Origin of the sequence: Dokdonella sp. (assembly GCF_035511235.1) — a bacterium.
GTDB lineage: Bacteria > Pseudomonadota > Gammaproteobacteria > Xanthomonadales > Rhodanobacteraceae > Dokdonella.
On record NZ_DATKFQ010000003.1, the window covers coordinates 43,434 to 69,682 of the forward strand.

Here is a 26,249-nt window from a genome sequence, read left to right on the forward strand (position 1 = left end):
GCGCCCCGAGCCGGAACCGACGATGACCCTCAAGAACGATCGCCTGCTGCGTGCCTTGCGCCGCCAGCCCGTCGACCGCACGCCGGTGTGGATCATGCGCCAGGCCGGCCGCTATCTGCCCGAGTATCGCGCCACGCGGGCGCGCGCCGGCAGCTTTCTCGCGCTGGCCAAGACGCCGGAGCTGGCCTGCGAGGTCACGCTGCAGCCGCTCGAGCGCTTTCCGCTGGACGCGGCGATCCTGTTCTCGGACATCCTGACGATCCCCGACGCGATGGGCCTGGGTCTGCACTTCGTCGAAGGCGAAGGCCCCAAGTTCCACCATCCGCTGCGCGACGCGGCCGCGATCGCGCGGCTCGGCGTGCCCGATCCGGAGCGCGATCTGCGCTACGTGACCGATGCGGTGCGCCTGATCCGCCGCGAGCTCGACGGCCGCGTGCCGCTGATCGGCTTCTCCGGCAGCCCGTGGACGCTGGCCTGCTACATGATCCAGGGCGAGGGTTCGTCGGACTTCGCGCACGCCAAGGCGCTGCTCTGGAACGATCCGGCCAGCCTGCATCGCCTGCTCGACGTCAATGCGCGCGCGGTCGCCGCGTACCTGTCGGCGCAGGCCGCCGCCGGCGCGCAGGCGCTGATGCTGTTCGACACCTGGGGCGGCCTGCTCGGGCCGGGTCCGTTCCTCGAGTTCTCGCTGCGCTACATCGCCCAGGTCGTCGCCGCGCTGGACGCCGATCCGGCCGCGCGCGAGCTGCCGCTGATCGTGTTCTCGAAGGGGGCCAACGGCCATCTCGAGGCGCTGGCCGGCACCGGCTGCGCGGCGCTCGGCGTCGACTGGACGATCACGCTCGGCGAGGCGCGCGCACGCGTCGGCGACCGCGTCGCGCTGCAGGGCAACCTCGATCCGTCGGTGCTGTACGCGCGGCCGGAGTCGATCCGTGCCGAGGCGCATGCGACGCTGGCCAGCTTCGGCGCCGGACCGGGCCTGGTCTTCAATCTCGGCCACGGCATCACGCCGCAGGTCGATCCGGCGCATCTGGGCGTGCTGATCGACGCCGTCCACGCCTGGCGTCCGGCCGAACGCTGAGCGCGGGCGCCGCCGCTCAGGCGGCCGGTGCCACTGCCTGCAGCAGGCGCTCGATCGCCTCCTGCAGCCGGCTCTCGGTCAGCGGCTTGCGCAGGAAGCCGTCCATGCCGGCCGCTTTCGCGGCGGCCTCCTCCTCGCCGCCGGAGCGCGCGGTGACCGCGAGCACCGGCAGGCCGGCATGCGCGGCCTGCTTGCGGATCATGGCGGTCAGCTGCAGGCCGTCGATGCCGGGCAGGTCCAGATCGACGATCGCCAGATCGAAGCGACCGCGCGACAGCTCGACCAGGGCGGCTAGCGCCTGTGCGGCGTGGACGACGCGATGTCCGGCCGCCTCGAGCAGGCCGCTGGCGACCGCCGCGACGGTCAGGTCGTCCTCGACCAGCAGGATCGTCAGCGCCGGCAGCGGCGCCGTGCGCGGCGCCTCGACGGCCGGAGCCGCCGCGGCCGCCTCGCGCGCGAGCGCGGCCTCGGCCGAATCGGGCGGCGGAATGCGCGGATCGAGCAGCGGCAGCTCGACCGTGAACACGCTGCCGTGACCGGGCACGCTGGTCGCGTGGATGCGCCCGTGCATCAGCTGGGTCAGTTCCTGGCAGATCGCCAGGCCCAGCCCGCTGCCGCCATGGCGGCGGCTGACGCCGTCGGACTGCTCGAAGCGGCTGAACAGCCGTTCCAGCATGTCCGCGCTCATGCCCGGCCCGCTGTCCTCGATGCGGAAGCGCACGATGCCGCCGTAGCCGATCGTCAGCCCGAGGTGCACCTGGCCCTGCTCGGTGAACTTCAGCGCATTGCCGACCAGGTTCAGCAGGATCTGCTTGATCCGCACCGCGTCGCCGACGACGCGGGCCGGCACGCCGGGCGCGATGTCGACGACCAGGCCGACGCCCTTCGCCGCGGCGATGCCTTCCTCGACCGCGGCGACCTCGTGCAGCAGGGCGCCCGGATCGAACGCGACCGGGTCGAGCGACAGCTTGCCGGCCTCGATGCGCGCCAGGTCCAGGCTGTCGTTGACGATGCGCAGCAGCACCTCGCCGGACTTGCGGATCGCGTCGGCCTGGCTGCGCTGGCGCGTCTCCAGCGGCGTGCGCAGCAGCAGATCGGTCATGCCGAGCACGCCGGTCAGCGGCGTGCGGATCTCGTGGCTCATCATCGCGAGGAAGCGCGACTTGGCATCGGCGACCAGCTCGGCGGCGCGGCGGCGCTCCTCGGCCAGCTGCAGCGCGTGCTGGCGCTTGATGCGCTCGCGGTAGCCGCGCATGACGATCCAGCCGATGCCGAGCAGCGCGGCGAAGTAGACCAGATAGGCCTGCTCGGTCGCCCAGGCCGGCGGCGCGACCTCGAGCAGCAGCGGCGGATCGAGGTCGCTCCATTCGCCGCCGCCGTTGGTCGCCGAGATCCGCAGCGGATAGCGGCCGGCCGGCAGCTGCGAGAACACGCGCTGGCCGCGATCGCCGGTGTCGATCCAGCCCTCGTCGAAATGCGCGAGCTGGAACCGGTACCGGTTGGCGGCCGGATTGACGTACGAGAGCGCGCGCACGTCGACCTGCAGGTCGCGGTCGTCGTAGCCGAGCACCACCGGCCCCGACGGCGGCAGATCGACCATGCGGCCGTCGCGCCGCACCGTCAGCGCGGTGACGCGCACCGGCGGACGCGCCAGCTCGATCCGCAGCGCGCGCGGGTCGAACGCGACCAGGCCGGACAGCGTCGACATCCAGATCGTGCCGTCCGAGGTGCGCGCCGCGGCACCGTTGCGGAACTCCACGCTCGGCAGCCCGTCGCCCTCGCCGTAGCGGTTCAGGCGGCGCGCAGCCGGATCGAAATGCCACAAGCCGCGCCGGCTGGCCAGCCACGGGCTGCCGTCGTCGGCGATCACCAGGGCGGCGCCGGGCATCGTCGGCAGCGCCAGATCGCGCTCGACCTGATCGATCCGGCGCGCGATGTCGCCGTCCATGCGGTAGCGCTCGAGCCGGCCCGGATGATGGGCCCAGAACGTGCCGTCGGGCGCGAACGCGAACGCGTCGATCAGATCGAACGGCACGCCGGTGACGCGGCGGAAGCGATCCTCGGCCGGCACGTAGCGCTCCACGCCGACCGTCGTCGCGATCCAGATGCCGCCGTCCGGCGCGCGCGCCAGCACCTTGATGTCGGCGCTGGTCAGGCGGTCGTTCTCGCGCCGGTAGCGGCGCAGCGCGTGCGTGCGCGGATCGATCGCGACGACGCCCTGGCCGAGCACGACCGCCCAGATCCGGTCGTCGCCGGCCGCCAGCGCTGAGACCAGCCCCGGCGGCAGCGCGTCGTCGCGGTCGGCATCGACCGGGAAATCGTAGGCGCGCGTGCGGCCGGCGCGATCGATGCGGCGCAGGCCGTTGCGCTGGCCGATCCAGATCGCCTCGTCCTGCACGAGCAGCGCGGCCATGCGCTGGCGATTGCCGTCGAGCCGGTGTCCGTGCCGCTCGACGTGGCCGCTCGCCGGGTCGATGCGGTCCAGGCCGTCGTGCGCGCTGAGCGCCCAGACCGCATCGTCGGGGCCGACCGCCAGCGCATTGACGGTGCCGTGCGTGAGGCTCGCCGGCGAGCCCGGCAGGAACCGGTAGTTCGAGAAGTTGCGCCAGGTCGGCGGCAGGCGCGCGACGCCGCCCTCCTGGGTCGCCAGCCAGACGCTGCCCTCGTGGTCGCACAACACGTCCATGATGCGCGCGCCGGGCAGGGTGCCGGGGATCTGCTCGTGGGTCAGGAAGTGGTCGGCCTGGTCGCCGTCGAACACGCCCAGTCCCGAGACCGTGCCGATCCAGAGCCGGCCGCTGCGGTCGCGCGCCGCCGACAGCGGCGTGAAGCCGTCGATCGGCAGGCGCCGCGTCACGCTCAGGTCGGCGCCGACCGCGAACAGGCCGCGCGGCGTCGTCAGCAGCGCGCCGCCATCGGGCTCGCCGATGATCGCGCTGACCTGGGCCACGCCGGCGCGCGCGTCGAGGCCGGGCAGGTCGACGTGATGGATGCGGCCGTCGAGATCGCGCACGTCCAGGCCGTGATCGGTGCCGATCCACAGCCGGCCGGCGGGGTCGCCGTAGAGGCTGATCACCGCGTCCGAGCGCAGCCCGTCCGGATCGTCGGCGTCGTGGCGGAACTGCGTGAAGCTGCCGTCGCGCTCGTAGCGCGCCAGGCCGCCGCCGTAGGTGCCGACCCAGATCGTGCCGGCGGCGTCCTCGGCGATCGCGAAGATGTCGTTGCTGCCGATCGTGGTGCGGTCGCTCGGCACGTGGCGGTAGCGTACGAAGCCGCGTGCGCCGGGATCGAGCCGGCTGATGCCGCTGGCCTCGCCGCCGCTCCAGACGCGGCCGTGGCGGTCGACCAGCAGGCTCGCCACGTCGTTGCCGGCCAGCGAGCCGGCGTCGCGCGGATCGTGCCGCCAGACCCTGACCTCGACGCCGTCGTAGCGGGCCAGGCCGTCGGCGGTGCCGATCCAGATGAAGCCGTCGGCGTCCTGCGCCAGCGCGTAGACGCGGCTCGACGGCAGACCGTCGGCGACGCCGAGCACCTCGAAGCGCGGTTCGGCCGGCGGCGGCGCGGCCGCCGCCAGCAGCGGCACGAACATCGTGAGCCAGCGCGCGAACATGAACGGCATGGTGCCATGCCGGCCCGCATTTCTCATCGTCGGCGTGCCGGCACGGATCGCGCGATGCCGATCCGTCGCCGAAGCGGAGCCGGCCCGCCTAGAATGAATCGACCCCCGCCGCGCCGAGGATGCCCATGTCCGCCAATCGACTGCCGCTGCGCCTGCTGCTGATCGCCGCCCTCGCGATCGGCGCGGCACTCGCGGTCGGCCTGGTCGTCGGCGCACTCAACAGCGTGCTGGAATTCCATGCGCGCGTCGCGGCGATGCCGCTGTGGCTGCGTCTGCCGCTGATCGTCGCGGCGGCCTGCGCGGTGGGCGGCCTGGCGCTGGTGTTCTGGCGCCTGGCGCGGCCGGCGCGGCGGCGTCTGCCGCCGCTGCGCGAGCCGCCGCAGCGCGCCGAGGTCGACGCGCGCGTGGAGGCGCTGCGCCTGCGCGAGGTCGACACCGCAGCGCTCGAGGCGGAACTGCACGAGCTGGACCGGCGCCGCGCCGACGGCGAGGTCTACGTCGCCGTGTTCGGCGAGATCTCGACCGGCAAGTCGAGCCTGATCGGCGCGCTCGCGCCGGAGCAGGCGCCGGCGACCGACCCGCGCGGCGGCACCACGCGCCGGGTCGCCACCTATCGCGGCCGGCTCGCCAGCGGACGCACCCTGGTGCTGGCCGACGTGCCCGGCACCGGCGAGGTCGACGGCGCCGCGCGCGAGGCGCTGGCGCGCGACGAGGCGCTGCGCGCGCATGTCGTCGCGGTGGTCGCGGCTTCCGACCTGACTGCGCGCCAGGATCGCGAACTGCGCTGGCTGGCCGGCTTCGGCAAGCCGCTGCTGCTGGTGCTGAACAAGATCGACCAGTTCGACGCCGCCGAGCGGGACGCGCTGACCGGCGCGCTCGAACGCCGCTACGCCGGTCTGGTCGCGGCTCTGGTGCCGGTCAGCGCCGGCGGCCTGGAGCGCTTCGAGCGGCGCCTGGCCGACGGCCGCGTCGAGAAGATCGAGCGCGAGCGGCTGCCGGCGGTCGAGCCGCTGGCCGCCGCGCTCGACCGCTACGCCGCGCACGGCGCGGCTGCGCTGGAGCCGGCGCGCGAGGCGGCCGTGCTGACGCGCGTGGAGGAGCGCCGCGCGGCGCTCGAGCGCGACGCGGCCGCGCGCGAGGCCGAGGCGATCGTCGTGCGCTACACGCGCCGTGCGGTCGTCGGCGCGCTGGCGGCGGTCGCGCCCGGCAGCGATCTGGTGATCCAGGGCGCGCTCGGCACCGCGCTGATCCGCGAGCTGGCCGCCGTGCACGGCGTGCCGGTTCGCGAGCTCGCGGTCGACGATCTGCTCAAGCGGCTCGGCCTGACCGTGCGCAACACCACGGCGCTCGTGCTCGCGATCGCCGGCAACGCGTTCAAGGCGTTTCCGGGCCTGGGCACGCTCGGCGGCGGCGTGCTGCACGCGGTCGCCTACGGTCTGGTGTTCGACAGCGTCGGCCGCGCGGTATCGGCCAGCTTCGCCGAGAAGGCCGCCTTCGATCAGGCCGATGCCGAGCGGCGCGTCCGCGAGCTGCTGGCCGAGCCGGGGCGCGAACGGCTCGAGCGCGTCGCACGGATCGTGCTGGACGCGGTGCGCGGCAGCGGCGCCGCCGAGTGAGATCGTCGGGGGCCGGGTCGATGCGCGGCGCCGGATTGGTCAGCGCGGACCGACAGTCCTTTCATGTCCCGGCGGTGGCGGGGGCGCCGGGTTTTTGCCAAGCTGGCGCCATGTCGACGCTCCGTATCCTCGCGCTCGCCGCGCTGCTGGCCGTCCCGGCCGCCGCCGTGCCCGGCCGTGCCGCGGCCGCCGGCGCGACGACCTGGCGTTTCGATCCGGTGCACACGCAGATCACGTTCTTCGTCGACCATCTCGGTTTCGCGCAGGCGGCCGGCCGCGTCCGCGTCGCCGGCGGCTGGTTCCGGTTCGATCCGGACGACTGGTCGAGCGCGGCGGTCGAGGCGACGATCGATCTGGCCTCGCTCGACATGGGCGACGCGAAATGGAGCGAGGCGGTGCATTCGGGCCAGTTCCTCGATGTCGAGCGCTGGCCGACCGCGCGCTTCGTGGCGCAGGCGCTCGATACCGGCGGCCAGCCGAAAGGGCAGGCGATCCTGCGCGGCCAGCTCACGCTGCGCGGACAGACCCGGCCGGTCGAGCTCGCGGTCACGTTCAACCGGATCGGGCGCGATCCGTACGCGTTCAAGCGCAAGGCCGGCTTCTCGGCGCGCACCACGCTGGCGCGCAGCGCGTTCGGCATGAAGCGCTACGCCGAAGTGGTCGGCGAGACGATCGAAGTCAGAATCGAGGTCGAAGGCATCGCCGACGACCAGGCAGCGACCCCGGACGAGGCAGCCGATGGCGATCCGAAGCACTGACGCACGCTGGGGCGCGATCGCCCGCAGCTTCCACTGGCTCATCTTCGTCCTGATCGCGGTCGCCGCGACGGTCGGGCTGATCATGGTCGAGCTGCCGAAGCGGCCGAACATCATCCCGGTCTACAGCTTCCACAAGTCGGTCGGCCTGACCGTGCTGGCGCTGGCGGCGCTGCGCCTGCTCTGGCGCCTGTTCGACCGCCGCCCGCGCGAGCCGGCGATGCCGGCCTGGCAGCGCTGGGCCTCGCGGCTCGTGCACGGCGCGCTGTACGTGCTGATCTTCGCGATCCCGCTGAGCGGCTGGCTGTTCGATTCGGCCGGCGGCCTGCGGCCGCTGCACTGGTTCGGCCTGTTCGAGGTGCCCAAGCTGCTGGCGCCCGACGGCGACGTCGAGGACGTCGCCGAGGCGCTGCACGAGGCCTTGTTCTGGGTGCTCGCGGCCGCGCTGGTGCTGCATGTCGGCGGCGCGCTCAAGCATCACTTCGTCGATCGCGACGACGTGCTCGCGCGCATGCTGCCATGGCGCACGCGGCGCCTGCGCGCCGCCGCCGCGCTCGAGCCGCCGTCTCCCGCGCCGGCACCGCCGCCGTGAAGCCCCGATTCCTTTCTCGTTCCGATCCGGAGACCGCCATGTCGCGACTGTTGTGGACCCTCGTACTGCTGATCGTTCCGTTCGGCGCGCAGGCGCGCGACTGGCAGGTCGACGCCGCGAAGAGCACGCTCGGCTTCAGCGCCGTCTACGACGGCGAATCGTTCGACGGCCGCTTCGCGAAGTTCACCGCGGCGATCCGCTACGACGCGGCCGATCCGGCGTCGGGCCGCTTCGACGTGAGCGTCGACACCGCCAGCGTGACCACGCATAACGACGAGCGCGACGAGTCGCTGACCGGCAGCGATTTCTTCGACGTCGCGCGATTCCCGAAGGCGCGCTTCCAGACCACCGCGTTCACGGTCGGACCCGACGGCGCCGTCAGCGCCGATGGCACGCTGACGATCCGCGACCGCAGCCGTCCGGTGCGGCTCAGGGTCGTGTTCGCCGAGAGCGGCGCGAGCGCGACGCTCGACGTGGAGACCACGCTGCAGCGTACCGATTTCGACCTCGGCGCCAGCAGCGACTGGAGCGACGTCGGCAAGGACGTGGTCGTCAAGGGCCACCTCGTGCTCAACGCCGGCTGATCGCGCCGCCGGCGTGAGCGTCCTGTCCTCGTCCTGGCGGCGGCTGCGCGGCTGGTTCGGCGCATCCGGAGCGGCGGCGCCCGACGCCGCCGAACCGGGCGCCATCGCTGCGGTCCAGGGCGCGCAGGCCGCCGACAGCCTGCGCGCACTGCTCGACGATCCGAACATCCCGGCCGCGGTCCGCAGCGGCCTGGCCGAGGACTTCGCACGGCTCGAGGCGCTGCTCGCCAAGCTCGAGCGCGACGAGCTGCATCTGGCCGTGTTCGGCCGCGTCAGCGTCGGCAAGTCGGCGCTGGCCAATGCGCTGCTCGGCGAGCCGGCGTTCGAGGTTGGCGTACTGCACGGCACCACGAGGGCGGCCGGGCAGCGGCTGTGGCAGGACGTGGCCGGCTCCGGCGTGCACCTGATCGACACGCCCGGCATCGACGAGCTCGACGGCGAGGCGCGCGAGCAGCTCGCGTTCGAGGTCGCCGGGCTGGTCGACCTGGTGATCTTCGTCGTCGACGGCGACATGACCCAGCGCGAGCGCGACGCGCTGCGGCTGCTGGCGGCGACGCGCCGTCCGCTGCTGCTCGCGCTGAACAAGGCCGACCGCTACGCCGAAGCCGATCGCGAGCGCCTGCTCGAGCGCCTGCGCGAGCATGCCGCCGGTCTGGTGCGCGGCGAGGACGTGGTCGCGGTCAGCGCACGGCCGGCCGCGCTGCGCACGCTGCGTCAGGACGCCGACGGCCGCGAGCACGAGATCCTGGTCGAGCAGCTGCCGGCGATCGACGCGCTGCGCGAGCGCCTGGTCGCCGTGCTCGCGCACGAGGGCAAGACGCTGTCGGCGCTCAATGCGAGTCTGTTCGCGGGCCGCCTCTCCGATGCGGTCGGCCGCCGCATCGCCGCGGCGCGGCGCGATCTGGCCGACACCGTGATCCGCCAGTACTGCCTCGCCAAGAGCGTGGCGGTGGCGCTCAATCCGATTCCGGTCGCCGATCTGCTTGCCGCCGGTGCGCTCGACGCGGCCCTGGTCATGCACCTCGGGCGCGTCTACGGCCTGCCGCTGACGCGCAGCGAAGCCGGCGGCCTGATCGCGACGATCGCCGCGCAGCTGGCCGCGCTGATGGGCGCGATCTGGGGCATCCATCTGGCCTCTTCGGCGCTCAAGGGGCTGAGCGCCGGCATGTCGACCGTGCTGACGGCCGCCGCGCAGGGCGCGCTGGCCTGGTACGCCACGGCCCTGGTCGGCCGCGCCGCCGAGAGGTATCTGGTCGCCGGCAAGTCCTGGGGCGCGCAGGGCCCCAAGCGCGTCGTCGAGGACATCGTGCGCAGCCTCGACCGCGACTCGATCCTGCGCGAGGCGCGTGCCGAGATCCTGGCGCGGCTGCGCCGCGGCGAGGAATCTGAACGACCGCGCGCGTGATGCGCCGGGCGGCGTATGATCCACGGCGATCGGCGGACACGGCTCCGTCCCGGTCCGATCCATGCGACGTCGGGGATGCGACGCCGTGTCTTCTTGCCCACCACGAGAGATTTCGATGAACCATTCCGTGCGCGTCACCCTGCTGGCCGCGGCGATCGGCGGCTGCTTGGCCGGCGGCCTCGCCGTCCACGCCGCCGACACGACCGCCGATGCGGCCGCGATCCGCTCGACCTATCTGATCACGTTCGCCGAGCCGGGCGTGCTCGACAACGACGGCAGCCTCGGCACCGCCGCGACGGCGCCGCGCAGCGACGGGTCGCTGCGCTTCGATGCGCGCAGCCCGGAGGTGACGGCCTATCGCGGCGTGCTCGCGCAGTCGCGGCAGCAGCATCTGCAGGCGATCGCCGCACGGCTCGGCCGCACGGTCATGCCGAGCCACGAATACGAGTTCACCCACAGCGGCATCGCCGCCGAGCTGACCGCGGCCGAGGCCGCCGAGGTCGCGCGGTTGCCGGGCGTGCGCGAGGTCGAGGCCGAGCCGTTCTACGAGCCGGGCACCTATCGCGGCCCGACCTTCATCGGTGCCGACACGATCTGGAACACCGCGCCGGTCACGCCGGTCAACCGCGGCAAGGGCGTCGTGATCGGCGTGCTCGACACCGGCATCGACGCCGACCATCCCTCGTTCGCCGACGACGCGTCCTGCGGCTTCGGCGGCAGCGACCACAAGCTGCTGAGCTACCGCGACTGCTCGACGACCGCCTCGGGCGTGTGCAACGGCCCGTCACCGGAGATCACGCTGTCCAGTCACGGCGCGCATACGGCGAGCACGGCCGGCGGCAACTTCCTGCTGTCGAGCGGTCCGGCACCGGCACCGGCGCCGCCGACCGGCTTCACCTCGATCTCCGGCGTGGCGCCGTGCGCGAGCATCCGCTCGTACAAGGTCTGCAACGAGTCCAACGGCCAGTGCGGCGGCGCCGACATCGTCGCCGGCATCAACAACGCCATTTCCGATGCGGTCGGCGTCATCAACTTCTCGATCTCCGGCGGCACCAGCCCCTGGAACGACAACGACCGCACCTTCCTGAACGCCGTCAACGCCGGCATCTTCGTCGCCGCTTCGGCCGGCAATACCAGCGACGGCGTGCCCAATCCGGTCGGTCAGGTCAACCATCGCGGCCCGTGGGTGATGTCGGTGGCCGCCTCGACGCACGACCAGATCCTGGCCGCGCAAATGAGCGTGGACGGCCCGGCGCCGGCCGATGACCTGCAGGGCATGGTCATCATCAAGGGCAGCACGACGCCGGCCGGCAGCGCGTTCACCGATCTGCCGCTGCGCACCTATGCCGCCAACATCGAAGGCTGCACCGCCACCGGCGGCATCCCGGCCGGCCAGTTCGCCGGCGTCGGCGCCTACATCCGCCGCGGCAACTGCTCGTTCACCGAGAAGATCACCAATGCCGTCAATGCCGGCGCGAGCTTCGTGCTGATCGGCAACAACGAGACCGGCGGCATCTCGATGAACACCACCGGCGCGCCGACCACGGTGCCGGCCTACAGCATCGGCTCGCCGGCCTCGGACCGGCTGTTCGCCTATGTCGCGGCAAACCCGGCCGCGACGACGTTCTCGTTCACGCCGAACGTCGGCAATCCGGACATGCTCGGCGACTTCTCGCTGCGCGGCCCGACCTCGGGCGTGACGATCGGCGTGACCAAGCCCGACATCACCGCGCCCGGCGTCAACATCTACGCCGCCGTCAACGGCGGCTACGGCCGCATGAGCGGCACCTCGATGTCGAGTCCGCACGTGGCCGGCGCCGCGGCGCTGATCCGCGCCGTGCACCCGGACTGGAATCCGGTCGAGATCAAGTCCGCGCTGCAGATGACCGCCAAGCGCACCGGCCGCAAGGACGACGGCGCGACGCCGTGGGATCCGGACGACGTCGGCAACGGCCGCGTCGACCTGACCGTCGCGGCCCAGGCCGGCCTCGTCATGAACGAGACCTACGCCAACTACCTGGCCGCCAATCCGTCGACCGGCGGCGATCCGAAGACGCTGAACCTGCCGTCGATGCGCAACATGGCCTGCGCGCCCTCGTGCACGTTCACGCGCACGGTCAGCAGCAAGCTGGCCGCCTCGGCCGCATGGAACGCGTCGTTCGAGGGCGCCGACGGCCTCTCGGTCACGGTCAGCCCGGCCAGCTTCAAGCTGGCGCCGGGCGCCAGCCAGACGCTGACGATCACTGTGGCGCCCGAGGACTACGGCCCGTCGTTCGCGAACCGGATCGGCTTCGGCTTCGTCGTGCTGAAGACCGCCACGGCCGGTCAGGCGCCCGATGCGGCGATCAGTCTGGCCGTGCGCGGCGCCGCCAACGGCATCTATCGCGACGGATTCGATCCGCTGCCGTGACCTGTGGCCGATTGCCTGCCGGGCAGGGCAGGGGTATAACCCTGCGGCTGTCCGGCGGGCAGCGCACCCCAGCGTGCGCGTCCGACCGGCCGAAGGACTCGGCCGGTGCCGCCGGCGCACTCACCATCTTCTGCACAGCAGTGGCCGGTCGAAACGGCGGGGCTGATCGAGACCCCACGCTCCGCGGTCGCTTCGAAAACAATCGTGGAGGCACCATGGGTATGTCGTTTCGGGTAAAGGTTCTGGCATCGGCAGTGACGTTCGCGCTGTCCGCCGGAGGCGCAGGACTGGTCATCGCGGCGGAATCCGTGGATGCCGGCCAGGAGGCGTCGCAGGCGACGCAGTCGAACGTATGGCTGATCGAGTTCGACGAGCCGGGCCTGCTGTACTACACCGGCGGCGGCGACTCGACCCAGGCGACGGCACCGTCGATCCGCGGCCAGCGCAAGTTCGATGCGAAGTCGCCCGCCGCGATCGCCTACGGCCACGTGCTGACCACCAAGCAGAACGAACATCTGGCGCGGATGCAGAGCCGGCTCGGCCGCACCGACCTGGAGGTCGTGTTTCGCTACGCGGTCACGCACAGCGGCATGGCCGTGCGCCTCAGCGACGAGGAAGCCGCCGCGCTGAGCGGGCTGCCCGGCATCGCCAAGATCGAGCGCGAGCAGATCTACTACCCCGACACCTATCGCGGCCCGTATTTCATCGGCGCGCCGGCCGTGTGGAACGGCGACGCGACGCCGACCGGCCTCGGCACCAAGGGGCAGGGCGTCGTCGTCGGCGTCTTCGACACCGGCGCCAACCAGGCTCATCCCTCGTTCGCGCCGATGGGCGCGGCCTGCGGCTACGACTACCCCAAGCCGAAGCTGACCGCGCGTGACTGCCTGGTCAGCGGCTGCGAGGGTGGCAACCCCGAGGACGCCGACAGCCACGGCAGCCACACCGCGAGCACGACCGCCGGCAACCGCGTCACGATCGCCGACACGCCGGCGCCGACGCGCGACATCACCGGTGTCGCGCCGTGCGCGCAGCTGATCACCTACAAGGTCTGCAATTCGGGCTGCCCGGGCGGTGCGATCACCAATGCGATCAACCGCGCGATCATCGACGGCATCGACGTCGCCAACTTCTCGCTCGGCCCGAACGTCAACGGCCAGCTGAACCCGTGGACCGAGAGCACCGACCGCCGCGCGCTCGATCTGTTCAACAACGACGTATTCGTATCGATGTCGGCCGGCAATACGCGCAGCTCGCCGGTGATCAATCCGCCGGCCGAGGTCAAGCACGTCGGTCCGTGGAACATCACGGTCGCCAACAGTGCGCACGACGGCCTGCCGAACGCTCCGGGTGCGATGCAGATCACCGGCCCGGGGTCGGTGCCGCCGGCGCTGGCGACGTTCGAGATCCGCCCGAGCGACACCACGCCGGTCGCCGCGCAGACCGGCCTGACGATCCGCCACGACTCGAGCAATCCGGCCGGCTGCAGCCCGTTCCCGGCCGGTTACTTCAACGGCGCGGCCGCGCTGATCCAGCGCGGCGGTACGCCGTCCTCGTGCGCGTACTCGGAGAAGGTCGCCAATGCGGTCGCCGCCGGTGCCCACACGGTGCTGATCTACAACAACGCCGCCGGCAACATCACCTCGATGCTGACCAACGCGCCGGACGGCGTGCAGGTGGCATCGATGAACCAGGCGGCCGGCGACGCGCTCGCCGCGTTCGTGGTCGCCAACGGCGCCACGCCGACCGTCGCCACCGTCAATCCGGCGCCGACCAGCCTCGCCAACGTGCTCAACAGCGGCAGCCTGCGCGGTCCGAACCTGTGCTGCGACACGACCGGCAGCATGGACGTGACCAAGCCCGACGTCACCGCCCCGGGCACGCAGATCTACGCCGCCGGCGCCGCGCCGGGCAACTACGCGACGATCTCCGGCACGTCGATGTCGAGCCCGCACGTCGCCGGCGCCGGCATCCTGGTCCGCGCCGCGCAGCCGCACTGGACGCCGGCCGAAGTGATCTCGGCGCTGATGATGACGGCCAACACCGGACAGCTGATGCCCGACCGCGTGACGCCGGCGACCGCCGACGAGATCGGCAGTGGCATGGTCAACCTGCGCAAGGCGCCGCTGGCCGGCCTCGTGCTCAACGAGACCTATGCCAACTTCCTCGCCGCCAACCCGAACAGCGGCGGCATCCCGCGCAACCTCAACATCGCCAACCTGCGCCGCACCAGCTGCGTCGGCAGCTGCCAGTGGACGCGCACGTTCCGCAACACGCTGTCGGAGCCGACCAGCTGGACCGTGACGGCGGCCAATCTGCCGGCCGGCCTGAGCCTGTCGTTCTCGCCGGCGACCTTCAGCTTCGCCGGCACCGACGTGCCCAATCCGGACGGGTTCTTCTCGGGCGATTTCGAGGAGCCGGCCGGCGTGCCGGAAACCCAGGCGGTGGTCATCACCGCGACGCCGACCGCCGCGCTGGCGAGCGTCGTCTATGCCGACGTCGTGCTGACCGAGCAGAACGGCCTGTCGCCGCCGCTGCGCCTGACCGTGGCGGTCAAGGGCAATCCCTGATCGCCGCCGTTCCCGGTAGACACGCTCCAGGGGCCCGCTTCGGCGGGCCCTTTTTTTGTGCCCGCCTATCTTGCAGTGCAGCGAAAGCTGCCGGTGGCGGCCCGTCGCGGCTGCGTATTGATCGCCTCGACGGGTTTGCGGTACAACACCGGACTGCCCCGGTACCGGCGTGCGTCCAAGGACGAACCACGCGGCCCGGGATCACCATGATCCGGCGCTCTGGCAACGATCGCCTGGCCGGAGCCTCGGAGGGGTAATGAATACGTTCGTACGTTCGAAGGTCCTGGCTTCGGCGGTTGCCGTCGCCTTGTCGGCCGGCGCGGTCGCCGGTCATGCATTCGCCGCCGATCCGGCCCAGGATCCCAATGCCGCCGCGATCAGCGGCCGGCTCTGGATGATCGAGTTCGCCGAGCCGGGCCTGCTGTATTTCCAGGGCGATGCGCAGCAGCCGCAGGGCACCGCACCGGCCGGCCAGCGCCGGCTCGACGTGCACACGCCGGCCGCGGTGCAGTACCAGGCCCGCCTGACCGCGGCCCAGGACGCGCACATCGCCGCGATCGAGGCGCGCCTCGGCCGCAGCGTGCAGGCGATCCATCGCTATGCGATCACGCACAGCGGCATCGCGCTCGAACTGACCGAAGAGGAAGCCGCGCGGATCCGCGACCTGCCCGGCATCGTCAGCGTCGAGAAGGAAGCGCTCTACCAGCTCGACACCCACCGCGGCCCGACCTTCATCGGCGCGCCGACGATCTGGGACGGCTCCAATGCGCCGGGCGGCTTCGGTTCGCTCGGCCAGGGCGTCACGATCGGCGTGTTCGATACCGGCGCCAACCTCAGCCATCCTTCGTTCGCGCCGATGGGCGCGGCCTGCGGCTTCTCGACGCCGCAGCCCAAGCTGGTCGCGCTGGACTGCTCGGCCGCCAACTGCGCAGGCCCGTCGCCCGGCGATGCCGACGATCACGGCAGCCACACCGCCAGCACCGCCGGCGGCAACTTCGTACCGCGCGGCGAGAACTCCGATCCGCTGCGCAACATCTCCGGCGTCGCGCCGTGCGCGAACCTGCGCACCTACCGCGTCTGCTTCCCGTCCGGCTGTACCGGAACGGCGATCACCAACGCGATCAACCAGGCGATCGCCGACGGCATCGACGTCGCCAACTTCTCGCTCGGCCCGAACGTCAACGGCCAGCTCAATCCGTGGACCGACAGCACCGACCGCCGCGTGCTCGACATGGTCAACTCGGGCATCTTCGTCTCGATGTCGGCCGGCAATACGCGCGCCTCGCCGGTCATCAATCCGCCGGCCGAGGTCAAGCACGTCGGCCCCTGGAACATCACGGTCGCCAACAGCGGCCATGACGGCGTGCCGCGCGCCGACGGCTTCATCCAGGTGACCGGTCCGACGCCGGTGCCGTCGAATCTGGCCTCGCTGACGCTGTCGCCGGCCGACGTGCCGCCGCCGCCGGCCGCGACCGGCGTGGTCGTGCGCCACGTCGCCGCCAATGCGTTCGGCTGCACCTCGTTCGCCCCCGGCACGTTCTCCGGTGCCTATGCGCTGGTGTCGCGCGGCGGCACGCCCGAGGCCTGCGCGTTCGCGGTCAAGGTCGCCAATGCGGTCGACGCCGGTGCCGAAGGCGTCATCATCTACAACAACGTCGCCGGCACGTTCAGTCCCGGCACCAACGCGCAGGAAGGCACGCCGGTCGGTACGCTGAACCAGACCGACGGCCAGGCGCTGGCGAGCTTCATCACTGCCAACGGCGCCACGCCGACGCTGGTGACCGTCAATCCGCCGCCGCTGACGACCGCCAACGTGCTCGACAGCGGCAGCCTGCGCGGCCCGAATCTGTGCTGCAACGGCAACGGTGCGATGAACGTCACCAAGCCCGACATCACGGCACCCGGCATCAACATCTACGCCGCCGCCTCGGGCACCGGTGCGGCCGCCTACGCCAACATCTCGGGCACGTCGATGTCCTCGCCGCACGTCGCCGGCGCCGGCGCCCTGGTGCGTGCGGTGCGGCCGACCTGGACCCCGGTCGAGGTCAACTCCGCGCTGATGATGACCGCGACCCTCGCCGGTCAGCTGATGCCGGACGGCACGACGGCGGCGACGCCGGACGAGGTCGGCAGCGGCATGGTCAATCTGCGCGGCGCGGCGCTCGCCGGCCTCGTGCTGAACGAGACCTTCGCGAACTTCGTCGCGGCCAACCCGAACAGCGGCGGCCAGCCGCACACGCTGAACATCGCCAGCCTGCGCAACGTCGGCTGCACCGGCAACTGCCAGTGGACGCGTACGTTCCGCAACACGCTGTCGACGCCGACCAACTGGACCGTCGCGGCCGTCAACGTGCCGGCCGGCCTCAACGTCACGGTCTCGCCGACCAGCTTCAGCTTCACCGGCGAAGGCGTGCTCGATCCGGACGTGATCTTCGTCGGCACGTTCGAGGACGCGGCACCGATCGCGCCGGAGACGCAGGCGGTCACCGTCACCGCGACGCCGACGGCGACGCTCGCCAACATCGTGTTCGCCGAGATCGTGCTGACCGAAACCGGCGGCCAGTCGCCGCCGCTGCGCCTGACCGTCGCGGTACGCGGCGCGCCCTGATTGGGACGCCGGACGCGATACGCTGCATTAAAAAGGCCCGCTTCGGCGGGCCTTTTTTTTCGTCGTCCGCCGTGCAGTGGGGACGCTGCGCAGGATCGCCGCGGGCGGATCGCGCGCCGGAAGCATCGCCCACGAAAGCTGGCTTCGCCGCATTCGATCCACCAGGGCGGCGTCTACACGGCGATCCAGGATATCCGCAAGCCGTCCGAAGGCTTGCGCGTGTTCACCGCTGCTCGACATCGTGCATGCGGTGCGGTCGACGAGCCTGTCCGTGGGAAGGCGACGGCCGGAGACGTCACACGCGGCGCAGGCGAGGAGTAGAACGCCGCGGATCGCGGCATGGCAATGCGATTCGACGTACGCATCGGCTGCATAGCGCGGGACGGCCTCAGCCCAGGCGGAAGCCGGAAACGAAAACCCCCGAAACGCCGGAGGCGCTTCAGGGGCATCGGTTTTCCTCGAGGTGGTGGGCGGTGCAGGGATCGAACCTGCGACACCTGCCGTGTGAAGGCAGTGCTCTACCGCTGAGCTAACCGCCCAATGGTGCCGGAGAAGGGAATCGAACCCCCGACCCACGCATTACGAATGCGTTGCTCTACCAACTGAGCTACTCCGGCTCGAGGGGCCGCGAAGTATAGTCACTCCGTCTGCGGCGGACAACAGGTTTGTATGCGCTGCAGGCGGTCCCCGGCGGCGCTGCCAGGGACCGCATGGCGCGCTCAGAACCAGCGACGCGCCTCGCCCTGACCTTCCACGTTGTCGACGCAGCGCCCGCACAGCTCCGGGTCGTCGGCGAACGTGCCGACCTCCGGCCGGTAGTGCCAGCAGCGCACGCACTTGGCGGCCTCGCTCGCGCGCGCGGCGATCCAGACCTCGATGCCGTCGACCTCGGCACGGACCGCATCGGCCGGACGCGTGTCGAGATCGGCCAGCGTCAGCGACGAGGTGATGAAGAAGAAGCGCAGTTCGTCGGCCGTGTCGGCGTAGCGCGCCCGCGCCGCGGCGTCCAGGTGCAGCGTGACTTCGGCCTGCAGCGAGGCGCCGATCGTGCCGGCCGCGCGCATGCCCTCGAGCACCTTCGACACCGCTGCGCGGATCGCCAGCAGGTCGCTCCAGTATGCGCGGCGCTCGGCCGAGCCCTGAGTCGCGGCGAGGCCGTCGTACCAGGTCTCCAGCAGCACCGATTCGCCGCGCGGCTCGCCGTCGGCGCGCGCCGGCAGATGCTGCCAGATCTCCTCGGCGGTGAAGCTGGTCAGCGGCGCCAGCCAGCGCACCAGCGCCTCGAGGATGTGGAGCATCGCGCTCTGCGCGCTGCGCCGGCCGTGGCTGTCGGTCGGCATCGTGTAGAGCCGGTCCTTGGTGATGTCCAGGTACAGCGAGCCCATCTCGTTGGTGCAGAAGTTCTGCACGCGCTGCACGATCTCCGGGAAGTCGTAGCGCTCGTAGGCGGCCATGACCGCGGTCTGCACGTCGTGCGCCTGCTGCACGGCCCACTGGTCGAGCAGCAGGCAACGATCGACCGGCAGCAGATGCCGCGCCGGACCGAAGCCGTCGAGGTTGCCGAGCAGGAAGCGCGCGGTGTTGCGGATGCGCCGATACGCGTCGGAGACGCGCTTCAAGATCTCGTCGGAGACCGCGATCTCGTTGCGGTAGTCGGTCGAGGCGACCCACAGGCGCAGCACGTCGGCGCCGAGCGTGTCGACGACCTTCTGCGGCGCGACGACGTTGCCGAGCGACTTGGACATCTTGCGGCCCTGCTGGTCGACCGTGAAGCCGTGCGTCAGCACCTCGTGGTACGGCGCGCGGCCGTGCATCGCCGAGGCGGTCAGCAGCGAGGAATGGAACCAGCCGCGATGCTGGTCCGAACCTTCCAGGTACATGATGCGGTCGTCCGGGCCGTGTGCGAGCTCGGGCCGCTGGTCGAGCACGGCGTAGTGCGTCACGCCCGAGTCGAACCAGACGTCGAGCACGTCGCCGACCTTCTCGTAGCGCTCGGCATCGGCGCCGAGCAGGTCGCTCGGATCGAGCGCGGCCCAGGCGTCGATGCCGTCGCGCTCGACGCGCTGCGCGACCTGCTCGAACAGCTCGACGCTGCGCGGATGCGGCAGCTGGGTGGTCCTGTCGACGAACAGGGCGATCGGCACGCCCCAGGTGCGCTGGCGCGAGATGCACCAGTCGGGGCGGCCGGCGATCATGCCGGTGATGCGCTCCTCGCCCCAGGACGGGATCCAGCGCACCGCCTTGATCGCCTCCAGCGCGGTCGCGCGCAGGCCTTCCTTCTCCATGCTGATGAACCACTGCGGCGTCGCGCGGAACGCGACCGGCGTCTTGTGGCGCCAGCAGTGCGGATAGCTGTGCTCGAACTTCGCGAACGCGAGCAGGTGGCCGTTGCCGCGCAGCAGTTCGACGATCGCGTCGTTCGCCTTCCAGATGAACTGGCCCTCGAACAGCGGCGTGCCGGGCAGGTAGACGCCGTTGCCGCCGACCGGGTTGAGTTCCGACGCGGTGTAGCGGTCGATCAGGCCGTAGGCCTGGCCGACTGTGAAGTCCTCGACGCCGTGGCCGGGCGCTGTATGGACCGCGCCGGTGCCATCCTCGGCGCTGACGTGGGCGCCGACCAGGATCGGCACGCGGCGCTCGTAGAACGGATGCTGCAGCTCGACGTGCTCGAGCGCGGCGCCGGGCGCCGGCCGGCTGCCGGCCAGCGGCACGGCGTGCTCGATTCCATAGCGCGTCAGCGCCTTGTCGGCGAGCGCGGCGGCGATCACCAGCAGCACGCGCCTGCCGTCGCGCGCCGGCCCCTCGACCAGCACGTACTCGAGCTCGGGACCGAGCGAAACGGCCAGGCTGGCCGGCAGCGTCCACGGCGTCGTGGTCCAGATCGGCACGGCGACGATGGTCGCATCGTCTACCGTCACGCCGAACCGTTTCGCGAGCGCTTGCGGATCGATCGCGTCGTAGGCGACGTCGATCGCCGGCGAGATCTTGTCGGCGTACTCGATCTCGGCCTCGGCCAGTGCCGAGCCGCAGTCGAAGCACCAGTGCACCGGCTTGAAGCCGCGCGTGACGTGGCCGTTGGCGTAGATGCGCGCCAGCGCGCGCAGCATATCGGCCTCGAAGCGCGCGTCCATCGTGCGATACGGATGGTCCCAGTCGCCGAGGATGCCCAGGCGCTTGAAGTCGGCGCGCTGCAGGTCGATCTGCCTGGCCGCGTACTCGCGGCACTTCTCGCGGAACGTCGCCGCGTCGACCTTCTGGCCGACCTTGCCGACCTCCTTTTCGACCGCGATCTCGATCGGCAGGCCGTGGCAGTCCCAGCCCGGCACGTACGGCGAACGGAAGCCGGCCAGCAGCTTGGACTTGACGACGATGTCCTTGAGCACCTTGTTGACCGCGTGACCGATGTGGATCACGCCGTTCGCGTACGGCGGACCGTCGTGCAGGATGAACGCGCGCGCGCGGCCGGCGGTGTGGCGCTGGATCGTCTGGTAGCGTTCTTTCGCGTACCAGTCGGCCAGCATCGCCGGCTCGCGCCTGGCCAGATCGGCCTTCATCGCGAAGTCGGTCTTGGGCAGGTTGATGGTGTTCTTGTAATCCTTGCTCACGCAGTCGCTCCGGCCTTCGCGGCCTGTGGCATGCCCAGAATCGTGCGCGCCTCGGCCGCGTCCCGGTCCATCTGCCGGACCAGCGCGTCGAGATCGGCGAATTTTTCCTCGTCGCGCAGCTTGGCGACGAACTCCACGTCGAGGCGGCGGCCGTAGAGGTCGCCGTCGAAGTCGAACAGATGCGCCTCGAGCAGCGGCGCGCCGCTGCCGTCGACGGTCGGACGCACGCCGAGACTGGCGACGCCCGGATGCGGGCCGCCGTCGAGGCCGTGCACGCGCACCGCGAAGATGCCGCCGACTGGCGGGACGCGCGTGCCGAGTGCGATGTTCGCGGTCGGATAGCCCAGGCGCCGGCCGAGCTGCTGGCCGTGGATCACCGTGCCGCCGATGCGAAAGCGGCGGCCGAGCAGCTGCGCCGCGCCGTCGAAGTCGCCGGCCGCGAGCTGCTCGCGGATGCGGCTGGAACGCACGCGCTCGCCGTCGAGCGCGAACTCCGGGAACACGTCGACCGAGAAGCCGGCACGCGCGCCGGCCTCGCGCAGTACGGCGACGTCGCCCTGGCGGTCGCGGCCGAAACGGAAGTCGGCGCCGACGAACACCTCGCGCGCCTCGAGCCGCGCGACCAGGATGCGGTCGATGAAGGTCTGCGCGTCCCAGCCGGCCAGTTCGGCGTCGAAGCCGAGCAGCAGCACGCGGTCGATGCCGGCGGCGTCGAACTGCTCGATCTTGTCGTGCCGGTCCGACAGCCGCAGCAGCGGCCCGCCGCGTGCGAAGAACTCGCGCGGAATCGGCTCGAAGCTGACCACGACGGCCGGCAGGCCGCGCGCGTCGGCGCGGGCGCGCACGCGGTCGAGCAGGGCGCGATGCCCGCGATGGACGCCGTCGAACGCGCCGACGCACGCCACACTGCCGCCTGGGGCGAGACTTGGCCCCGCGGCACCGTCGAATACCTGGATCATCGGGCGATTATAGCGAGGCGCCTGCATCGCCGTCGCTGAGCGTGCGTCCGCGCCGCGCTCTTCCGGGCGCGGCGTCAGTGCCCGCGCAGATCGCGCAGGCGCAGACCGAGCGCGAGCAGCGTCACCACGAACGCGGCGCCGGCCGCGCCGATCAGCGCCAGCAGGCGCGTCAGGCGCGTGGCCGCCGACCACTGCGTCCAGTCGTGCCACAGCGCGAGGCCGGCCAGCAGTACCGCGACCATCGCCGCACAGGCCAGCGTCAGCCGCAGCAGATGCCGGCCCCAGCCCGGTGCGCGCCGGTAGATGCCTTCGCGACGCAGCGCGCGCCACAGCAGGGCGAGGTTGAGGTAGCTCGCCAATGCGCTGGCCAGCGCGAGTCCGACGTGCAGGCCCGGTATGCGGTCGAGCGCGGCGAACCAGCCGTCGGCGACGTCCTCCGGGCGGTGCCACAGCACCAGCAGCAAGCCGACGAAGACACCGTTGAGCAGCATGCTGGCGACCATCGCGGCGATGCCGGCGCGCACCGGCGTGCGTGTGTCCTGCCGCGCGTAGAACGCCGGCGCCAGCACCTTGACCAGCACGAACGCCGGCAGGCCGAAGCTCAGCGCCGACAGCGACAGCGCCGCCATGCGGACGTCGTGCGCGTCGAAGCGGCCATGCTGGAACAGCGTCGAGACGATCGGCTCGGCCAGCAGCACCAGGCCGAGCATCGCCGGCATGGCGATCAGCAGCGCCGTGCGCAGGCCCCAGTCGAGCGCGCGCGAATAGCCGTCCGGATCGGCGCCGACGTGATGGCGCGACAGCGAGGGCAGGATCACCGTGCCGAGCGCAACGCCGAACAGGCCGAGCGGAAATTCGAGCAGGCGGTCGGTCTGCGCCAGCCAAGTCTGCGACCCGGTGATCAGGAACGAGGCGATCAGCGTGTCGAGCAGCAGGTTGACCTGGGCGACCGACGAGCCGAACAGCGTCGGCACCATCAGCTTGAGGATGCGCTGCACGTCAGGGTGGCGCCAGCCCCAGCGCGGCAGCGTCAGCAGGTTCAGATGGCGCAGCGCCGGCAGCTGGAACAGCAGCTGGAAGACGCCGGCGGCCAGGATCGCCCAGCCCAGCGCCATGATCGGCACGTCCATCCGCGGCGCCAGCCACAGCGCGCCGGCGATCATGCACAGATTGAAGATCACCGGCGTCAGCGCCGGCAGCGCGAAGCGATGGAAGCTGTTGAGCACGCTGCCGGCCAGCGCCGTCAGCGAGATGAACAGCAGGTACGGAAACGTCAGCCGCAGCAGGTCCGAGGTCAGCGCGAGCTTGGCCGGATCGTCGATCGAGCCAGGCGCGAACACATGCGTGACGCCATCGGCGAAGACGATGCCGAGCGCGGTCACGACCAGCAGGATGCCGCCGAGCGTGCCGGCCGCGCGCGCGATCAACTGGCGCAGCGCCTCGGCGCTGCCACGCTCCTTGACCTCGGTCAGCACCGGCACGAAGGCCGCCGCGAACGAGCCCTCGGCGAACAGCCGGCGCATGAAGTTGGGGATCCGGAACGCGACCCAGAACGCGTCGGTGGTTGCGTTGGCGCCGAAGGTCCAGGCGATGACCATCTCGCGGACCAGGCCGAGCAGGCGCGAGACGAAGGTGCCGCCGCTGAAACTGAGCATCGAGCGGAGCAGGCTGGGAGCGGCGGGCATCGATCGGGAGGTGTGAGAAAAGGCGGGGCGCCGCACAGCGTCGGAACGAATCCGGGCGATCGGCGGGCGACCCGGGGCGAAAGGGCGCGTAGTATCGGTCTTTTGGCGGCAGGCGCCCAATCCCCCGGCGGCCGCGCCCCGAGTTTCGGCTTGACCGATCGGCGTCCAGGCCGCATAATCCCCCGCCTTTTTAGCCCCAATTTCTGCTTTCAGCCCCGATTTCTGGAGTAACCAGTGGCCAACATCAAGTCCGCCAAGAAGCGTGCGCGTCAGTCCGAGCAGGCGCGTCAGCGCAACGCCAGCGCCCGTTCCATGGTGCGTACGGCGATCAAGAAAGTCGTCAAGGCCCTCGACGCGAAGGACAAGGCCGGCGCCGAAGCCGCGTTCCGCGCCGCCGAGCCGATCATGGACCGCTACGCGGCCCGTGGCCTGATCCATCAGAACAAGGCCGCCCGTCACAAGAGCCGCCTGACCGCGCACATCCGCGCGCTCGGCTGAGCCCGGCGGACCGCGGTACGAGAAAAAGCCGGCTCGCAGCCGGCTTTTTCTTTGGCGGTCTGGATCGACACCGGCCGGTCGGGCGCGGGCGCAGCCGGTAATCGGCGCTGCCGGAGCGCAGATCGCAGCGCCGCATGGGCATCAGATCGGGCCGCGGCCGCCTGCGCCGATCGACGAGCCGCTTGGGGCAGGGTAGGGGCGGCCGGTCGCGAGGGCGTCCGGAGCCACCGCGCCGGCCGTCAGCGTTCGGCGTCGGCTGCGTCGCGGCGCTGCTCGTCGAAATGGCGCTGGATTTCCAGGCAGATCGGCCAGGTGCCCTCGCGCCCGATCGCCGACACGACGAACCACGGCTGCTTCCACTTCAGGCGGCGCACGATCGCCTTGGCGGTGCGCTCTCGCTCGTCTTCCGGCAGCAGGTCGGCCTTGTTGAGCACCAGCCAGCGTGGCCGTTCGAGCAGGGCCGGGTCGAACTGCGCGAGCTCGCGCTCGATCGCGCGGACCTGCTCGACCGGGTCGGTGACGCCGTCGAGCGGCGCGATGTCGACCAGATGCAGCAGCAGGCGCGTGCGCGAGACGTGCTTGAGGAACTGCACGCCGAGGCCGGCGCCATCGGCCGCGCCCTCGATCAGGCCGGGAATGTCGGCGATCACGAAGCTCTGATCGGTGTCGATGCGCACGACGCCCAGATGCGGCTGCAGCGTCGTGAACGGATAGTCGGCCACGCGCGGCGTCGCCGCCGAGACGGCGCGGATGAAGGTCGACTTGCCGGCGTTCGGGAAGCCGAGCAGGCCGACGTCGGCCAGCACCTTGAGCTCGAGCCGCAGCTCGCGATCCTCGCCCTCGGAGCCCGGCGTCGCACGGCGCGGTGCACGGTTGACCGAGCTCTTGAAATGCACGTTGCCGATGCCGCCGACGCCGCCGCGCGCAACCAGCAGGCGCTGGCCGTGGCGGGTCAGATCGCCGATTTCCTCGTCGGTTGCGACGTTGTAGACGACGGTGCCGACCGGTACGCGGATCGTGATGTCGGCGCCGGCCTTGCCGTTCATCTGCCGGCTCATGCCGTTCTCGCCGCGCTGCGCGCGATGCAGGCGTTCGTGGCGGAAGTCGACCAGGGTGTTGAGGCCTTCGTCGGCGACCAGATGGACGTTGCCGCCGCTGCCGCCGTCGCCGCCATCGGGACCGCCGAACGGGATGAACTTCTCGCGGCGGAAGCTGACGCAGCCATTGCCGCCGTTGCCGGCAATGACGCGGATCGTGGCTTCATCGACGAAATGCATGGAACACCGTTGCAGAAAGTGGGGCGGAAGGGCGGGACAGCCGGAAGGCGGAAACGAAAAGCCCCGCCGGAGCGGGGCTTGGCGAATCGCGCTGCCCCGTCAGGGCCGCGTCCGGCGCTTCAGGCGGCCGGAACGACGTTGACCGTCTTGCGCTTCTCGGCGCCCTTGACCTTGAACTCGACGACGCCGTCGACCAGGGCGAACAGCGTGTGGTCACGGCCCAGGCCCACGCCCGAACCCGGGTGGAACTTGGTGCCGCGCTGACGAATGATGATGTTGCCGGCGTTGACGGCCTGGCCGCCGTAGATCTTGACGCCGAGGTACTTCGGGTTGGAATCGCGGCCGTTGCGGGTAGAGCCGCCAGCTTTCTTGTGTGCCATGACTAGACGCTCCTCGGATCAGACGCCGGTGATGCCGGTGATTTCGATTTCGGTGTAATGCTGCCGGTGGCCCATCTCCTTGCGATGGTGCTTGCGGCGGCGGAATTTGACGATGCGGATCTTGTCGGCCCGGCCGTGCGAACGGATCTTGGCCGCGACCTTGGCGCCGCTGATCAGCGGGGCGCCGATGGTGATCGACTCGCCCTGGCCGACCAGGAGCACCTGGTCGAACTCGAAGCTGCTGTCGACGTCGCCGGTGAGCTTCTCGACGCGCAGGATCTCGCCCTGCGCCACGCGGTATTGCTTACCGCCGGTCACGATGACTGCGTACATGCTGGCAATGCCTCTGTAGTTATTCTGAAATCTGCCCGCCGGCGCCTGCAGGCACCGGACAATCGGCCGCCGACTATAGCGGACCGGTCGCGGCCGGGTCAAGCCGCGAACGGGTGCGACCCGGGCCTGAACGGCTGTCGCGCCCGGGGCGCCGCCCCCTTGATATCGCCCATGCCGTCACGGGGTTCGCGCGCCGCGCGTGCACGCTATAGTGCCCAGTTCGCCTCTCCCCCGAGCCGTCCATGGACACCATCCGCATCCGCGGTGCGCGCACC

The 26,249-nt window shown here is 71.3% G+C and carries 17 protein-coding genes and 2 tRNA genes; 10 read left to right on the forward strand and 9 right to left on the reverse strand.

The window, feature by feature from the left end; genetic code table 11:
* Positions 1-22 precede the first annotated feature (22 nt).
* Complete coding sequence (gene hemE, locus VMR06_RS01295; RefSeq protein WP_325372179.1) at positions 23-1,081, forward strand: uroporphyrinogen decarboxylase; 1,059 nt, start codon at positions 23-25, stop codon at positions 1,079-1,081.
* A 16-nt stretch (positions 1,082-1,097) separates the two neighbouring features.
* Here hemE and VMR06_RS01300 read toward each other — a convergent pair whose 3' ends face one another.
* Complete coding sequence (locus tag VMR06_RS01300; RefSeq protein ID WP_325372181.1) at positions 1,098-4,700, reverse strand: hybrid sensor histidine kinase/response regulator; 3,603 nt, start codon at positions 4,698-4,700, stop codon at positions 1,098-1,100.
* 125 nt (positions 4,701-4,825) lie between these two features.
* Here VMR06_RS01300 and VMR06_RS01305 point away from each other — a divergent pair, with 125 nt between their 5' ends.
* From VMR06_RS01305 to VMR06_RS01340, 8 genes are all read left to right on the forward strand, one after another.
* The gene (locus VMR06_RS01305) at positions 4,826-6,316 is read left to right on the forward strand and encodes a GTPase (protein WP_325372183.1); all 1,491 of its coding nucleotides are present in this window, start codon (positions 4,826-4,828) and stop codon (positions 6,314-6,316) included.
* A 110-nt stretch (positions 6,317-6,426) separates the two neighbouring features.
* Positions 6,427-7,074 carry a YceI family protein gene (locus tag VMR06_RS01310; protein ID WP_325372185.1) on the forward strand — a complete coding sequence of 216 codons (648 nt, stop codon included), beginning with the start codon at positions 6,427-6,429 and terminating at the stop codon, positions 7,072-7,074.
* Positions 7,055-7,663 (forward strand): cytochrome b, encoded by a 609-nt coding sequence (locus VMR06_RS01315; RefSeq protein ID WP_325372187.1) that lies wholly within the window; start codon positions 7,055-7,057, stop codon positions 7,661-7,663. Before VMR06_RS01310 ends, VMR06_RS01315 begins: the two co-directional genes overlap by 20 nt.
* A 38-nt stretch (positions 7,664-7,701) precedes the next feature.
* Positions 7,702-8,247 (forward strand): YceI family protein, encoded by a 546-nt coding sequence (locus VMR06_RS01320; RefSeq protein WP_325372189.1) that lies wholly within the window; start codon positions 7,702-7,704, stop codon positions 8,245-8,247.
* Between the two features lie 13 nt (positions 8,248-8,260).
* On the forward strand, positions 8,261-9,652 hold the full coding sequence (locus VMR06_RS01325) for a GTP-binding protein (RefSeq protein WP_325372191.1): 1,392 nt from the start codon (positions 8,261-8,263) through the stop codon (positions 9,650-9,652).
* A 115-nt stretch (positions 9,653-9,767) separates the two neighbouring features.
* Entirely contained in the window at positions 9,768-12,062 is a 2,295-nt protein-coding gene (locus tag VMR06_RS01330; RefSeq protein ID WP_325372193.1) for a S8 family serine peptidase, read from the forward strand.
* A gap of 308 nt (positions 12,063-12,370) precedes the next feature.
* On the forward strand, positions 12,371-14,629 hold the full coding sequence (locus VMR06_RS01335) for a S8 family serine peptidase (RefSeq protein ID WP_325372194.1): 2,259 nt from the start codon (positions 12,371-12,373) through the stop codon (positions 14,627-14,629).
* Positions 14,630-14,885: 256 nt separating this feature from the next.
* Positions 14,886-17,237 carry a S8 family serine peptidase gene (locus VMR06_RS01340; RefSeq protein WP_325372196.1) on the forward strand — a complete coding sequence of 784 codons (2,352 nt, stop codon included), beginning with the start codon at positions 14,886-14,888 and terminating at the stop codon, positions 17,235-17,237.
* A 464-nt stretch (positions 17,238-17,701) separates the two neighbouring features.
* On the opposite strand, the gene VMR06_RS01345 is transcribed toward VMR06_RS01340, so the two are convergent.
* The 5 genes from VMR06_RS01345 to murJ form a co-directional block, all read right to left on the reverse strand.
* Positions 17,702-17,776: transfer RNA gene (locus tag VMR06_RS01345), tRNA-Val, on the reverse strand.
* Positions 17,777-17,778: 2 nt separating this feature from the next.
* Positions 17,779-17,854: transfer RNA gene (locus VMR06_RS01350), tRNA-Thr, on the reverse strand.
* A 102-nt stretch (positions 17,855-17,956) separates the two neighbouring features.
* Positions 17,957-20,842 (reverse strand): isoleucine--tRNA ligase, encoded by a 2,886-nt coding sequence (gene ileS, locus VMR06_RS01355; RefSeq protein WP_325372198.1) that lies wholly within the window; start codon positions 20,840-20,842, stop codon positions 17,957-17,959.
* Complete coding sequence (locus VMR06_RS01360) at positions 20,839-21,801, reverse strand: bifunctional riboflavin kinase/FAD synthetase (RefSeq protein ID WP_325372200.1); 963 nt, start codon at positions 21,799-21,801, stop codon at positions 20,839-20,841. Before VMR06_RS01360 ends, ileS begins: the two co-directional genes overlap by 4 nt.
* A 74-nt stretch (positions 21,802-21,875) precedes the next feature.
* Positions 21,876-23,486, reverse strand: a complete 1,611-nt coding sequence (murJ, locus tag VMR06_RS01365) for a murein biosynthesis integral membrane protein MurJ (RefSeq protein WP_325372202.1) — start codon at positions 23,484-23,486, stop codon at positions 21,876-21,878.
* A 234-nt stretch (positions 23,487-23,720) separates the two neighbouring features.
* On the opposite strand from murJ, the gene rpsT reads away from it, so the two are divergent.
* Entirely contained in the window at positions 23,721-23,984 is a 264-nt protein-coding gene (rpsT, locus tag VMR06_RS01370) for a 30S ribosomal protein S20 (RefSeq protein WP_325372204.1), read from the forward strand.
* 239 nt (positions 23,985-24,223) lie between these two features.
* Here the strand turns inward: rpsT and cgtA are convergent, their stop codons facing one another.
* From cgtA to rplU, 3 genes are all read right to left on the reverse strand, one after another.
* Positions 24,224-25,261, reverse strand: a complete 1,038-nt coding sequence (gene cgtA, locus VMR06_RS01375) for an Obg family GTPase CgtA (protein ID WP_325372206.1) — start codon at positions 25,259-25,261, stop codon at positions 24,224-24,226.
* A gap of 119 nt (positions 25,262-25,380) precedes the next feature.
* Entirely contained in the window at positions 25,381-25,641 is a 261-nt protein-coding gene (rpmA, locus tag VMR06_RS01380; protein ID WP_325372208.1) for a 50S ribosomal protein L27, read from the reverse strand.
* Positions 25,642-25,659: 18 nt separating this feature from the next.
* Positions 25,660-25,974 carry a 50S ribosomal protein L21 gene (rplU, locus tag VMR06_RS01385; RefSeq protein WP_325372212.1) on the reverse strand — a complete coding sequence of 105 codons (315 nt, stop codon included), beginning with the start codon at positions 25,972-25,974 and terminating at the stop codon, positions 25,660-25,662.
* Between the last annotated feature and the right edge of the window lie 275 nt (positions 25,975-26,249).

What these genes read in the sequence shown, in the direction of transcription:
- hemE (WP_325372179.1), top strand. Translation starts at nt 23, where the DNA reads ATGACCCTCAAGAACGATCGCCTGCTGCGTGCCTTGCGCCGCCAGCCC.
- VMR06_RS01300 (WP_325372181.1), bottom strand. Translation starts at nt 4,700, where the DNA reads ATGCCGTTCATGTTCGCGCGCTGGCTCACGATGTTCGTGCCGCTGCTG.
- VMR06_RS01305 (WP_325372183.1), top strand. Translation starts at nt 4,826, where the DNA reads ATGTCCGCCAATCGACTGCCGCTGCGCCTGCTGCTGATCGCCGCCCTC.
- VMR06_RS01310 (WP_325372185.1), top strand. Translation starts at nt 6,427, where the DNA reads ATGTCGACGCTCCGTATCCTCGCGCTCGCCGCGCTGCTGGCCGTCCCG.
- VMR06_RS01315 (WP_325372187.1), top strand. Translation starts at nt 7,055, where the DNA reads ATGGCGATCCGAAGCACTGACGCACGCTGGGGCGCGATCGCCCGCAGC.
- VMR06_RS01320 (WP_325372189.1), top strand. Translation starts at nt 7,702, where the DNA reads ATGTCGCGACTGTTGTGGACCCTCGTACTGCTGATCGTTCCGTTCGGC.
- VMR06_RS01330 (WP_325372193.1), top strand. Translation starts at nt 9,768, where the DNA reads ATGAACCATTCCGTGCGCGTCACCCTGCTGGCCGCGGCGATCGGCGGC.
- VMR06_RS01340 (WP_325372196.1), top strand. Translation starts at nt 14,886, where the DNA reads ATGAATACGTTCGTACGTTCGAAGGTCCTGGCTTCGGCGGTTGCCGTC.
- VMR06_RS01360 (WP_325372200.1), bottom strand. Translation starts at nt 21,801, where the DNA reads ATGATCCAGGTATTCGACGGTGCCGCGGGGCCAAGTCTCGCCCCAGGC.
- murJ (WP_325372202.1), bottom strand. Translation starts at nt 23,486, where the DNA reads ATGCCCGCCGCTCCCAGCCTGCTCCGCTCGATGCTCAGTTTCAGCGGC.
- cgtA (WP_325372206.1), bottom strand. Translation starts at nt 25,261, where the DNA reads ATGCATTTCGTCGATGAAGCCACGATCCGCGTCATTGCCGGCAACGGC.
- rpmA (WP_325372208.1), bottom strand. Translation starts at nt 25,641, where the DNA reads ATGGCACACAAGAAAGCTGGCGGCTCTACCCGCAACGGCCGCGATTCC.
- rplU (WP_325372212.1), bottom strand. Translation starts at nt 25,974, where the DNA reads ATGTACGCAGTCATCGTGACCGGCGGTAAGCAATACCGCGTGGCGCAG.